Here is a 13,531-nt window from a genome sequence, read left to right on the forward strand (position 1 = left end):
CGCTAGAGTAGCTTTTTTAATCGCTTAGTAAAAAATAACTAGTTGTCAATAGTAAAGAAATTTACGAACCATCACTAAATACGTAATAAATCCAAGACATCCAAATTGACTTTACCTATTTTTTTATATAATCTAAAACAACTGACCAATAAGTCACTTTATGTGACTACGCAGTCCAGGAGGAGTCTAATGGATAAAAAAACAGAATTAATGAAACATGCCGTACGTCTATTTTCTTTGAAGGGTTTTCACCAAACCTCTGTGCAAGAAATCGCAGAAGCCACTGGAATTTCAAAAGGTGCTTTCTACAAACATTTCGATTCAAAGGAAATTCTTTTTATCAAGATTTTACAGCAACATCACCAAGAAATAATGATGGAAATTTCGAATTCCCAGTCTACCCAGGAAGATGATAGCAAAGACATTTTCAAGAAAAAATTAGCGATTGAAATAGAACGCACGCTTTCCAACCATGAGTTTTTCATGATGGTGTTTAAAGATTTCACACTTACCGAAAGCGAAACATTAAAAGACGTTTTTATGGAATTGAGACAGTCTACCATTACGCTACATAAAACTATTTTATTAGACACTTATGGAGCAAGTATCGAGCCGTTTCTCCCTGATTTAGTCGCAATTCTAGAAGGGTTGATGCAACAATACATTTTCGTGCTGGTATTTGAAAAAAAACAAGTATCCATTGATAAGCTCGTCAACTTCATCACAACGACAATCGATGCAGTTGTAAATAACTTAGATTTCATGGAACCTGTTTTAAATGAGGCTCGTTCTCCGGCCGCTACAATTGAAGAAAGCTTTCTGCAAATCACTAAAAAAATTAAAGCTTCTGAGACAAATCAAGAAAAGCTATTAGCAACACTCCATTTATTAAAAGAACAAGTCGAACAAGATGAACCGCAGACATTTTTAATTGAAGCTTTATTGGGTTACTTAAAGCAGTTTTCTTTTATTAAAAATGAAGTTGCCTATTTAGAAAAGTTTATTTAAAGAAAAGGAGCAACCACCTTGAAACAAATTATTAATTTTTCATTAAACAACAAATTTGCGATTTGGATTTTAACGATTATGGTCGTAGTGGCTGGTTTATATGCCGGCTTGACGATGAAACAAGAATCCATACCAAGCATTACCCTTCCCGCGGTTACAGTTGTTACTGTATATCCAGGTGCAGCACCTGACGAAATTATGGAAGAAGTCACAGTGCCTATGGAACAACGAATTCAAAACATGAATGGCGTTGAGTTGATCACGTCTACTTCGATGGCGAACGCATCCACCATACAAGTACAATATGATTTTGAAGTCGATATGGACCAAGCAGCTCGTGAGTTAGAAGATGCCTTATCGAAAGTCACACTTCCTGAGGCTGCAAATGACCCTCAAGTTTCTCGTCTTAGTTTAGATGCCTTCCCTGTTCTAGCATTAAGCATTAGTAATTCGGAAAGTTCACTAGAAGAACTAACAGATACAGTGGAAAACAATGTCTTGCCTGCGCTTGAAGGTGTATCTGGTTTGTCAGAAGCCCAAGTATCTGGACAACGTATTCAAAAAGTCACGATGACTTTTGATCAGCAAGCTTTAACGCAATACGGTTTAACTGAAGACACCATTCAACAAATCATCAAAGGATCGAATTTGACATTCCCATTAGGATTAACGAATTTTGATGGCGAATTGAAAAATTTAGTCATTGATGGCGATATCACATCTGTTGATGATTTGAAAAACTTACAAATTCCAGCTATTCCTCAAGCTGCTGCTACTGCACCAATTGAAGCACCTACTTCGGTTCCAGGCGCATCTCAAGCACAGCCACCTGTTGCTGCACCGGCTGCGATTCCGACGATTGCACTGAGTGAATTAGCGGACATCCAAGTTGTCAGTGAAGCCGAGTCCATTTCACGGACTAATGGTGAAGAGGCAATTAGTATTTCCATTATCAAGTCCCCCGATGCAAATACTGTTGAAGTCGTGAATGGGGTTCAAGAAATCGTTGCCGATATGGCAGACGAATACAATTTGACCGTTTCTTCATCATTTGACCAAGGAGAGCCGATCGAAAAATCGGTTGAAACGATGCTCAGCAAAGCCTTATTCGGTATTTTATTTGCAGTGGTAATCATTTTGTTATTCCTACGTAGCTTTAAAACAACATTAATTTCGATTATTTCAATCCCGTTATCGTTATTAATGGCGATTTTCTTATTAAATCAAATGGATATTACGCTAAATATTATGACACTTGGTGCATTAACGGTTGCCATCGGTCGAGTGATTGATGACTCGATTGTTGTTATCGAAAATATTTATCGTCGTATGGCATTACCTGGCGAAAAGTTACGTGGTAAAGCATTAATACGTGAAGCTACACGTGAAATGTTCTTACCGATCTTTTCTTCTACAGTGGTTACAATCGCAGTGTTCTTGCCACTCGCGCTTGTTAGCGGACAAATCGGAGAGTTATTTTTACCGTTTGCATTAGCAGTTGTTTTTGCACTTTCAGCTTCTCTATTAGTCGCTGTTACAATTGTTCCAATGATGGCGCATTTAATGTACCGCAAGCAATTAACGAATATGGATACTGTTACATCCGCGCACAAAGAACACAAGCCAGGGAAAATGGCCGCAAGTTACAAACGTATTTTGGAGTGGTCATTAAATCACAAGATCATTACTTTTGGCGGGGCTTCGCTCGTACTTGTCGCTAGTTTATTCTTAATACCAATCATCGGTGTAAGTTTCTTACCTGAAGAAGAACAGAAGATGGTAATGGCTACTTATAGCCCAGAACCCGGACAAACACTTGAAGATGTAGAAGCAATAGCGCTTGAAGCAGAATCTGCCATTAGCGACCGTGAAGGCGTGACGTCTTATCAATATTCGCTTGGTGGAGATAATCCAATGTCCGGAATGGGCAGCGGTGGAAATAACTCCGCATTGTTCTATATTGAATATGATGATGATTTTGTAGACTTTGGTGATGAAAGTACAAAATTGATCGAAGACTTGAATAGCTCAACAGAATTTGGCGAATGGGCAAGTATGGACTTTGCGCCTACTGGCGGAAATGGCTTAGAATTATTCGTCTATGGGGATAATGTTGAAGATATTCAATCGGCAATCAAAGAAATCCAGCCATTCATGGAAGATAACGATGGCCTCGAAAACACAGAATCTAGCTTGACTGATGCTTACGATCAATTTACATTAGTCGCAAGTCAACAAAGCTTAAGTGAAAATGGATTGACTGCCGCACAAATTGGCATGGCTTTAAGTAGTGTCGGTGAGGCACCTGTCTTAACGACCGTTACTCATGAAGACAAAGACATTAATGTGTATATCGAAACAGAAGAAACCGAATACGCTGGAATCGAAGATGTTACTTCTGTTGAAATCCCAACAGCTCTTGGAACTTCTGTTAAAGTCAGCGATGTGATGACTGTAGAAGAAGGCAAATCTCCAGATACCATCAATCGGAGAGATGGTCAAATGTTCGCTTCTCTGACGGCAGATGTTTTAGGCAATAACGCTGCTGAAATTACTACGGAAATTGATGAGCAAATTGCTGAACTTGAATTACCAGCTGGAGTTACAACAGATCACGGTGGTGTCACAGAACAAATTAATGAATCGTTTACGCAACTTGGTTTAGCCATGCTTGCAGCGATTGCCATTGTATACTTTGTACTAGTTGTCACATTTGGTGGCGCATTAGCACCGTTCTCCATTTTGTTCTCACTACCATTTACTGTGATTGGTGTTCTCGTAGCATTATGGATTACGGGTGAAGCATTGAGTGTTAACGCATTGATTGGTGTGTTGATGTTAATCGGTATCGTTGTCACAAATGCGATCGTCTTGATTGACCGCGTGATCCATATGGAAGACGCTGGACTCAGCACTCGCGAAGCACTTCTTGAAGGCGGTGTAACTCGCTTGCGTCCTATCTTAATGACTGCTTTAGCTACAATCGGGGCATTGATTCCTCTTGCTCTTGGTGTCGAAGGTGGAGGCGGCGGATTGATTTCTCAAGGCCTCGGAATTACTGTAATCGGCGGGTTAATCAGCTCGACTCTCCTTACGTTGGTCATCGTACCAATTGTTTACGAAGTCGTAGCGAAATTCCGCAAGAAAAAAGTAAATTAATTTAAAACAGGCAGCTCACGCGGATGAGCTGCCTGTTTTTTTATGCCTCTTTTTAGCTGAGCGCACCTTAATTGGTCAAAAGCGCACCTCAAACGGCAAAGTCCGCACCTCGCAGCGCGATAACCGCACCCCAATCAGCAAAGTCCGCACCTCAACTAGCAATAACCGCACCTCACAAATAAAAGCCTGTCCAGTTAAACTGAACAGGCTTCACCTTTATTGTTTCTTCAAGTATTCCAATACCGATTCATCAATCAATGCCTCTTCTGACCAATGATCGTCAAAATTTTCGCGGAGACAAAACGTTTTCAGTGCCTCTTTTACTTCCGAGTCATAGTTGCTGTGCTCTACTGATGCCAATAAATCAAGTTTTACCAGTTGTTCCACAATTGTTACTAGCACGTCTTCTTCAATCGGCAACTTTTCTGCTGATGGCGCAGCATACATTTTATGAAGCTCATACAACCGCTGTAACTCTTCAATTGGTTCTGGATGGTCATCGACGCGCAAATCAACTTTCACATCGTTGTAGCCACCGTATCCCGCCTCTTTTTGCAAAACATAAACCGCAGCAGACTGTTTGCCTCTGCTGTCGCCTCCGGCATGTTGAGCCGCCGATATGGCTTGCAGCAAGCGTTCAGCAAGTGGACCTGATGACTCTTCAAACGTTTTACTCATTTCGCTGACCGTTTTCTCACTAACGAGAATATTGCCTTGGCACGAGTGATGTTTCCCTATTTTATGACCTGCCCAATCGTAGCATTCGTGGCCGGTGAAGGCACTTGCTTCGCCATCCGCATTAATAATAGCCACTTGACGCAAACTTCTGCCGGGATCATCAGCAATCAATTTATCAATCACTGCATCAGGCGATAAACCTTTTTCCAATAACGCTAGTCCTTCGGGTCCGTATGCCGTATTGGCCCACGATTGCGTTGCAACTGCCCCGACACCCGCTTTTGCCCACGGCACGACTGAACCAACCGCTAAAAATTTTGATTGTACCGCCACACCCACTTCTCCCGTAACTGGATCCGCAGCAACAATTGAAAATGTCGCCACCAATTGGTCTTTTTTCACTTTGTTCTCCATGTATATGCCCCCCTTTCTTCTACTGTAATTCAATCAAACAAAATTTTCCTGTTTCACAAATCGTATTTACAAAAAACCTGTAAAAATCCTAAAGGATTTCTACAGGTTTTTCATTTTTCTTGGATTGGCGATTGAGCGCGCTCGTTCTGTATTTCTTTTTATCCGTTTTTGATAATGCCTTGTACTCTTCTAAGAAAGTTTCGTATTTGGCAATGACTTCTTTTGTGGGGCCATATTCTTTAACGACGCCAAATTCCAGCCATAAAATCTGATCACAGAACTTTTTCATTTGTGCAATGGAGTGACTAACAAAAAACATCGTTTTTCCTTTTTTCTTAAACTCCATCATTTTGTCTAAGCTTTTTTCAGAAAAGGCTTTATCGCCTACGGATAAGGCTTCATCCACGATTAAAATATCGGGATTCACACGTACCGAAATCGAAAATCCTAGTCGCGATTTCATCCCACTAGAATACGTTTTTACAGGCTGATCGATAAACTTCTCCAGTTCTGCAAACTCGATAATTTCATCTTCCATCTCAGAAATCTGTTTTTGAGAAAATCCAAGCATCAATAATTTGAGCTCGATGTTTTCACGACCTGACAACTTGCCATCTAATCCTGCGTTTACTGCGATCAAAGCTACGTCACCGTTGCTTGTCACATGACCATTGGTTGAAGGAATAACACCTGCAATAATGTTTGCTAAAGTCGATTTCCCAGATCCGTTAATACCAACAAGTCCGACAATCGATCCCTCTTCCACCGTGAAAGAAACATTTTGCAAAGCATAAAAATTCTCCCCATAATCTTTATAAGGGACTAGCAAATCAAAAAGTCGTTCAGATTTTTTCTTATATAATTTATAACGTTTTGAGACGTTTTTCACTTCTACTGAATTACCCAAATTTTTCACATCCAATTTTTATAAGAAGTCAATAAACTGACTTCTGAATTTCACGTGAAGATAAGAACCAACAAGGAATGTTAATACAACCACTCCTACGAAATAAAGGGTATACGTTGGATTTTCAACAAAGTACCAGCCTTCACCAAGTAGTGAATAACGATACCCTTCTATAACGTAATAGAAAGGATTGAGTTTCAAGAACACTTGCCATGACTCTGGTAGCAACGTTGGCGGCCATAATATCGGTGATAAATACAGTAGCATGCGCATAACTGATTGCAACAGCATTTGTACGTCTCTAACAATAGTGGACAGCGTCGATGTAATTAGCGAAAGGCTAAACAAGAATACAAGCAGTCCAACGATATAGATTGGCAACTGTATGTAGTAAATGGAAATCGGAAAGCCAATAAACTGTAATACAATCATTCCAATAGCTAACAAAATCAGATGCGGATATAATTGCGCAAAGATTGTATAATTTGGAATGACACTCATTGGAAAGTTCATCTTGGCCAGCATCCTAATCTTAGTGTAGATCGACTTAGAAGCTTTCATGACACTACCGTTGATAAAAAACCATACGAGAATTCCGGCGAACATCCATTGGAAATAGGGAATCTCTCCAATAGCTTCTCGCTGCCTAATTCCAAATCCGAAAACAAACCAATAGATCATAATTTGAATAGCTGGGTTAATAATCTCCCAAGCTGCCCCTAAATAATTTCCTCTTGTTAAGCTTCGCAACTCATAAACAGACAGCCGGTTAATTAAATAAGAGAATTTCACTTGCTCTTTAAGAACTTTTATCGCTGATTTCATAGGTATCCTCACTTAATCACTTTTTATCTTATTGACTAACTTGCAACGATTACTTTAAAAAAGCGTTCACAACGCGCTCCGTCGCTCGCCCATCTTCAAGAGAAGAAAAGCGTTTTTTAAACTCAGCAAAAGCTTGATTTGATTGGACATCAAGGTCTTTCAACTCTCTAATTGCCTCAAACAATTCACTTTCTGTCTGGACAATCGGACCTGGTGCCTCATTTTCAATATCAATATAAAAACCACGTAATTGATCGCGATAATTTTCCAAGTCGTACATAAAGAAAATAATCGGGCGATTCAAAATAGCATAATCGAAAAATACAGATGAATAATCTGTGATTAATAAATCAGCTGCTAAGTACAAGTCACGAATATCTGGGTAACGCGACACATCGTAAACAATTCCTTCATACGCTGAGAAATCAAAGTTCTCAGCAACTAAGTAATGCATACGAGACAAGAGTACCCAGTCTTCACCAAATTCCTTTTCCCAGTTTTTCAAGTCAAATTGAAAGTCAAACTTATACTTCCCTTTTTGATAAAATTCATTATCTCTCCATGTAGGAGCATATAACATAATTTTTTTATGCTCAGCAATGCCGAGGTCTTTTTTCAAATTACTCACTAAAGTAGAAGAGTTGTTGCTTAAAACATCATTCCGAGGATATCCAGATTCAATTACTTTTCCATTGTAGTGGAAGGCACGTTTAAAAATTTCGGATGAATATGTGTTAGGAGAAATTAAGTAATCCCATTTCTCCGACTCCAGCACGAAATTTTTTTTATATGAATCGGTTTTCGTATTCGGCATATGAACTTCTTCTATATCTAGTCCAAGTTTTTTCAAAGGAGTACCATGCCAAGTTTGCAAGTATACCGTTTCTTTAGGTTTTGGCATCCATAATGGAAGCCTAACATTGTTGACCCAGTATTCCGCTCTTGGGAACGTCCAAAACCAGTCTATCGTAAACCTTTGGATATAAGGTACGTTAAATTCTTCAAAAAGCTTGATTGCACTTTTGTCGACACTCCACAAAAGTTTATAATCCGGGTAATGTTCTTTCATATATTCATATATAGCACGTGGATTATCGCTAAATTGCTTGGCATGAAAACTTTCAAACACCACTAATTTTTTCTTTTTTGGAAGTTTTCCTAACACCACAAATATCGCTCGAAATGCCCTTCTTGTATAGCTACTATCTTTTAGACTTTTTAGTTTTTGGATGAGGCTCAAATTTTTCACCTAACTTCTTTCTAGTTAAATGGAACAGACAAAATCTATCACAATAAATAGCATCCGTTCTTTTTTTATTTTATACTACCTTTAAGCGTTTCTGTGGAACTTATGAATGCAACTTTTCTTCTATGAAAGCGTCTAATCACTCATACTTCTCCCATATTTTCAATAGCTATTACACATGATAACATATAAGATGGTATCATAGCATATTGTGAAAAAATCGAAAATAAGCATTTTTGGAGTGAATACATATATGAAGAAAGTAATAACTTACGGAACCTTTGACTTGATTCATCATGGGCATATAAACATTTTGAAACGAGCAAAAGAAAACGGAGATTATTTAATCGTCGGCTTATCAACAGATGAATTTAACGCGATTAAAGGCAAAGCTGCCTATCACTCCTACGAAGAGCGAAAACTTATACTAGAAGCTATAAAATACGTTGATGAAGTGATTCCTGAAAGCAATTGGGGCCAAAAGGTGTCGGACATCACTAGTAACGAAATTGACTTATTTGTTATGGGGTCTGATTGGGAAGGTAAATTTGACGAACTGATGGACTATTGTGAGGTTCTTTATTTGCCACGAACAGAAGGCATTTCAACCACTAAAATCAAAACAGACCTTTTTAATCGCAAATGATTAAAGAATTTGGAATTTCCATCTACCTCTTTCTGTTCAAAGTCCTGTTTGCCCTGTTCAAACTATTCCCACTAAAAAACAAAACGGTCTTCCTTTCTTCTTTTGGTGATAATGCATTTTTTATTGCGAACGAGTTATCAAAATCACAACAGCATCAAATGATTTTCATCAACCAAGCAAAATGCAAACTCGATTTCACAACTATTCCAACGGACAATAAAAAGATTTATAGCTTTGAAACGTCCAATATTTTGGATACTTTTTTATCCATCTATCATTTGGCAACTTCAAAATATGTCTTTGTTGATAATTATGCCGGAGTTCTTTCCGTCATCAAGTTTCGACATGAAGTAAAATGCATACAATTATGGCATGCAGCTGGCGCTATTAAGAAATTTGGTTGGAGCGATCCTGAAACTTCGGCAAGAAGTGAACGGGCAAAGTTGAGATTTCAACAAGTGTATGATCGTTTTCAATACATTCCTGTAGGCTCTCAGCAAATGGCAGATATTTTCTCTGAATCTTTCCATGTGGATCAAAGTCATTTCATCTACACCGGCGTTCCGCAAACAGATTTTTACTTTGATCCTGTTGCTAAAGAGCAAGCACATGCTAGGTTACAAAACTTGTACCCCGCGATTACGGGAAAAAAGGTCGTGTTATACGCTCCTACTTTCCGTAAAAATTCGCTGAATAGTATGGAGCTCCAGTTGAACGTAGAAGAGCTTCTAGAAAGGCTAGACGAGCAGTATGTAGTATTGATTCGTCTTCACCCTTCTGTTCAAGAAGTGACTAATTTTACTGAACACTCGCGTGTTCTGCTGGTAAATGATTATCCACACCTTAGCGAATTGCTTATTGTCAGTGATATTTTGATTACCGATTATTCCTCGATTCCGGTGGAATTTTCATTGCTTGAGAAAAAAATGATTTTCTTCACATATGACCTTGAAGAGTATGGGAAAACGCAAGGCATATGGGCGGAAAATAGTTTATACTTCCCTGGTCCAATTGTGAAGACCACAAGCGAAGTAATTGATCAAATTTTAGATCCGTCGATTGACTATGAAAAAATTGATCAATTCCGCAAGCATTGGAATACGTATTCAACAGGTAAGAGTACATCTCAATTAATTACCGTAATTTACGATCCGAATGACCTATAACTCACTTACCAGCAATCCATTAGATGGGATTGCTGGTTTTTTTATTTTAAACCAAGTCGTTTATTTAAATTAATGTAAATCCACTATATTATTTCAAAATATTCAGTCATTAATAAGGCGAATCGACTAATTTTGTGGTATATTAAAAGTATAAAACTCATATTTCCCCTCCATATTGCCCCCTCTCCTATACATACGCTGACGTAATTTCAGCGCACTAACCAAAGGGGTGAGAAAGGTGCTTTCTTCTAAATGGGTCAAAGTCATAGCCGCGTTGCTTCTAATCCTATTTACCGTATTTTCTTTCTCTAGTCAGTCACAAGCAGCAAGTTCCACATATATCTCAAAAGGCAATACAACGAGTAAAGTGGTTGCTCTTACGTTTGATGATGGTTCAGACGGTACTAACATCAACAAAATTTTAGATGTCTTGTCTGCCAACAAAGTAGATGCTACGTTTTTTTTAACAGGGTCTGGCGCGAAAAACCATCCTTCATGGATCAAAAATATTTCAGCTAAAGGTCACCAACTTGGCAACCACTCTTATTCACATCCTGACTTCACAAAACTGTCAGCTGCAAAAATCAAAAGTGAACTTGATACAACTGAAGCAACGATTAAAGATCTTACAAGTGAAACAACAAAGCCAATTTTCAGAGCTCCATTTGGTGCATCTAATTCAGCTGTTTTAAAAGCTGTTGGGGATGCTGGATACACTCACACCATTCAATGGAATATTGACACTGTCGATTGGAAAGGTGTTTCTGCCACACAAATCACCAATAAAGTTATGGATAATATTGTACCTGGGTCTATTGTGTTAATGCATACAGGTGCAGGAGCATCTGGAACTCCAGGAGCTTTGCCTAGCATGATTAGCAAATTGAAAGCTAAAGGATACACGTTTGTAACTGTATCCGAATTGTTAAACTTACCTTCCACTCCTGTCAGTGGTACTAAATATACAGTCAAAGCTGGGGACACTCTATACAGCATCGCGAAAAAATACAATGTGACCGTTTCAGCATTGGCCAAAGCCAATAATATTACCAACTATAATTTGATCCGTGTCGGACAAGTACTCACCATTCCAGGGAAAACCACGACACCTCCCGCTACAGCTGTTAAATACACAGTTAAAGCTGGGGACACGCTTTACGGCATTGCGAGAAAATACAATGTTACGGTCTCAGCATTAGCTAAAGCCAATAATATTACCAACTACAATTTGATCCATGTGGGTCAAGTCTTAACGATTCCAGGGAAATCTACAACTCCTCCAGCTACGTCTGTTAACTACACAGTTAAAGCTGGTGACACGCTTTATAGCATTGCAAGAAAATACAACAGCACCGTTGCTAAAATAGCCGCTGCCAATAATATCTCGAATGTCAATGCAATTCGCGTAGGCCAAGTGTTAGTGATTCCACAATAATCTTTTTCTACGCATTTAAAGAAGTTGGAAATTATTTCTCCAGCTTCTTTTTTGTGTTTAATAATTTCTTCGAATTTCAAGTTATATGATTATTTATACCTATATTATAAAATTAAAGCCAAATCTATAATAGTATAGATATTCCATTTTTTATAAACAGGAGGAAGAAAATGAAGCGTTTAGTTGGGTTTTTAGTCGTTTTTGGGTTTGTACTTAGTACATTGCCTTTGTCTGCATTTGCGATCAAGTCGGATGAGGCAGAATTTAATGCATTTTTAGTAGAAATCAATTGGGAGAAACAAGATTATCTAAACTACTTAGCAAGCAAAGATTGGTCTTTAGATGAGTTTGAGACAATTGATGAGCTAGGAACACCTTTAACTGAAAAAGGCATTCAGCTTTTAACAGAAAAGTTAGAGATGACCCGCACAGAATTAAATGAGCTACTTTATGAATACGGCGACCTCGAGTATGGCGAAGATGTGCTTGATGGTGTCTACTTAATTTTCATTGAAGATGTTGAATACTTTAGTGAATTTTATTTAGATGATTACACAGGTACACCGATTGACGATGAAAACCTACAAGAATTAATGGATAACTTTGGCTTTGCATCAGAACAAGAGTTAGAAGAATTTCTACAAGGTTATTCTGATTCTCTAGAAAACTACGACTTTATCGAAGACTTAGAAGAATCCCTTCTTTTTTATACAGAAATGGATGATTACGAGTTAGATTTCAACGGCCTTTTCACTGAACTTGGTTTGACTGAAGAAGAAGTGGAAAGATTGATTGCTCATTTAGAAACTTTGAATTATGAAGACCCTGCATTTGAAGAACAATTAACACAATTAAGTGATCGCATGATGGCCATGGAAGATTTTGAAACAGCTGACGAATTAACAGCCGAACAAATTGCCGAAATGATGGATATTTATAGCGACATGATTAACTTGTTTGAATTGAAAACAACGTACTTTTTTGTAAAAGATGGCGTGAAAAAGCCGGTTTCATTGGCTACATTAATGACACTTCAATCAACTGAAGGTGCAGACTTATTAATTGAAATCTACAATCTAAAAGATGTATTTTTAGCGGATGTTTTGTTGACAGCCGATATGTTTGGATCTGATTTAATTGCTGATACAGGAAAAGACTTAGGTGCGGTAGAAACTATCATTTCAACTCCTACTGTGACGCAAAAACCAACTGTATCTACACCAAGTGCAACAAAAACGGTTAAAGGTGGCAAACTACCGGTTACTGCTTCTAACTTTGTGCCTACTTTACTTTTCGGACTGGCGCTACTTTTAAGTGGAGTTATTTTATTCCGTCGCTTGAGAGCTGAAAAAATTTAATGATAAACGACCAACTAAAAAAAAGAAGAAGCAAAAAATCGCTTCTTCTTTTTCTATCGATTGCCTTGGTTGTTTCCGGTTTATGGTTTAGCACAACGAGCACAGCAACTTTCATCAAAGGTTATATGCTTTATAAAACAGGAAATGTTGAAGCTAAAGATTTTAGCGGCAAGCCTGAGTCTCCACGACTTGAAATTGATGAGAAACACGCAAAAAATGACTTACTGAATCTTGAGTATCCACAAAAACCTGAAGTTGGCGACTTGATGGGAGAACTATTCATTCCAAAACTTGAAGCCAGCCTACCCATTATTCATGGCACAGACGAAGATGAGTTAGAAAAAGGCGTCGGCCATTTCGCCCAAAGTGTACTGCCCGGTGAAGATGACAATTCCGTATTGTCTGGGCACCGCGATACCGTCTTCCGCGAACTGGGTAAAGTCGGAAAAGGCGACCTCTTAACGGTTAAAACCTATTCAGGCACTTTCACTTATAAAGTGCGTCAAGTTCGAATCGTCGATCAAGACGATCGAACCGTTATAGTTCCAAAACCAAAAGCTACCTTAACCGTTTCTACATGCTATCCATTCGATTATATTGGATACGCTCCAGAACGCTATATATTAGTAGCTGACTTGGTTTCAAGTAAATAAAAGAGCGGTGAAGTCAATTCACCGCTCTTTTTTCTA

General features: G+C 38.5%; 11 protein-coding genes. 7 read left to right on the forward strand and 4 right to left on the reverse strand.

Features of this window, described 5'->3' with window-relative positions:
- Nucleotides 1-189: 189 nt before the first annotated feature.
- The gene (locus tag GPDM_RS12560) at nt 190-1,008 is read left to right on the forward strand and encodes a TetR/AcrR family transcriptional regulator (RefSeq protein WP_008431922.1); all 819 of its coding nucleotides are present in this window, start codon (nt 190-192) and stop codon (nt 1,006-1,008) included.
- A gap of 18 nt (nt 1,009-1,026) precedes the next feature.
- Complete coding sequence (locus tag GPDM_RS12565; RefSeq protein ID WP_008431923.1) at nt 1,027-4,167, forward strand: efflux RND transporter permease subunit; 3,141 nt, start codon at nt 1,027-1,029, stop codon at nt 4,165-4,167.
- Nucleotides 4,168-4,383: 216 nt separating this feature from the next.
- Here GPDM_RS12565 and GPDM_RS12570 read toward each other — a convergent pair whose 3' ends face one another.
- From GPDM_RS12570 to GPDM_RS12585, 4 genes are all read right to left on the reverse strand, one after another.
- Nucleotides 4,384-5,259, reverse strand: coding sequence for a DUF1028 domain-containing protein (locus tag GPDM_RS12570; RefSeq protein ID WP_008431924.1), 876 nt, complete (start codon nt 5,257-5,259; stop codon nt 4,384-4,386).
- Nucleotides 5,260-5,347: 88 nt separating this feature from the next.
- A complete protein-coding gene (gene tagH / locus GPDM_RS12575) occupies nt 5,348-6,166 on the reverse strand; it encodes a teichoic acids export ABC transporter ATP-binding subunit TagH (protein WP_008431925.1) in 819 nt (272 codons plus the stop codon).
- An 18-nt stretch (nt 6,167-6,184) separates the two neighbouring features.
- On the reverse strand, nt 6,185-6,991 hold the full coding sequence (locus GPDM_RS12580; RefSeq protein WP_008431926.1) for an ABC transporter permease: 807 nt from the start codon (nt 6,989-6,991) through the stop codon (nt 6,185-6,187).
- 49 nt (nt 6,992-7,040) lie between these two features.
- Entirely contained in the window at nt 7,041-8,159 is a 1,119-nt protein-coding gene (locus tag GPDM_RS12585; RefSeq protein ID WP_081458213.1) for a CDP-glycerol glycerophosphotransferase family protein, read from the reverse strand.
- A 331-nt stretch (nt 8,160-8,490) separates the two neighbouring features.
- Between GPDM_RS12585 and tagD the strand changes: the two genes are divergently transcribed.
- From tagD to GPDM_RS12610, 5 genes are all read left to right on the forward strand, one after another.
- A complete protein-coding gene (tagD, locus tag GPDM_RS12590; protein ID WP_008431929.1) occupies nt 8,491-8,883 on the forward strand; it encodes a glycerol-3-phosphate cytidylyltransferase in 393 nt (130 codons plus the stop codon).
- Nucleotides 8,880-10,049: a CDP-glycerol glycerophosphotransferase family protein gene (locus tag GPDM_RS12595; protein WP_008431931.1), complete on the forward strand. Its 1,170-nt coding sequence runs from the start codon at nt 8,880-8,882 to the stop codon at nt 10,047-10,049. The genes tagD and GPDM_RS12595 overlap by 4 nt, the downstream gene beginning before the upstream one ends.
- Before the next feature lie 238 nt (nt 10,050-10,287).
- A complete protein-coding gene (locus GPDM_RS12600; protein ID WP_008431932.1) occupies nt 10,288-11,484 on the forward strand; it encodes a LysM peptidoglycan-binding domain-containing protein in 1,197 nt (398 codons plus the stop codon).
- Between the two features lie 170 nt (nt 11,485-11,654).
- Nucleotides 11,655-12,842, forward strand: coding sequence for a processed acidic surface protein (locus GPDM_RS12605; RefSeq protein WP_008431934.1), 1,188 nt, complete (start codon nt 11,655-11,657; stop codon nt 12,840-12,842).
- Complete coding sequence (locus GPDM_RS12610; RefSeq protein WP_008431936.1) at nt 12,842-13,495, forward strand: class D sortase; 654 nt, start codon at nt 12,842-12,844, stop codon at nt 13,493-13,495. The genes GPDM_RS12605 and GPDM_RS12610 overlap by 1 nt, the downstream gene beginning before the upstream one ends.
- Nucleotides 13,496-13,531: the final 36 nt, after the last annotated feature.

The organism is Planococcus donghaensis MPA1U2 (genome assembly GCF_000189395.1).
GTDB lineage: Bacteria > Bacillota > Bacilli > Bacillales_A > Planococcaceae > Planococcus > Planococcus donghaensis_B.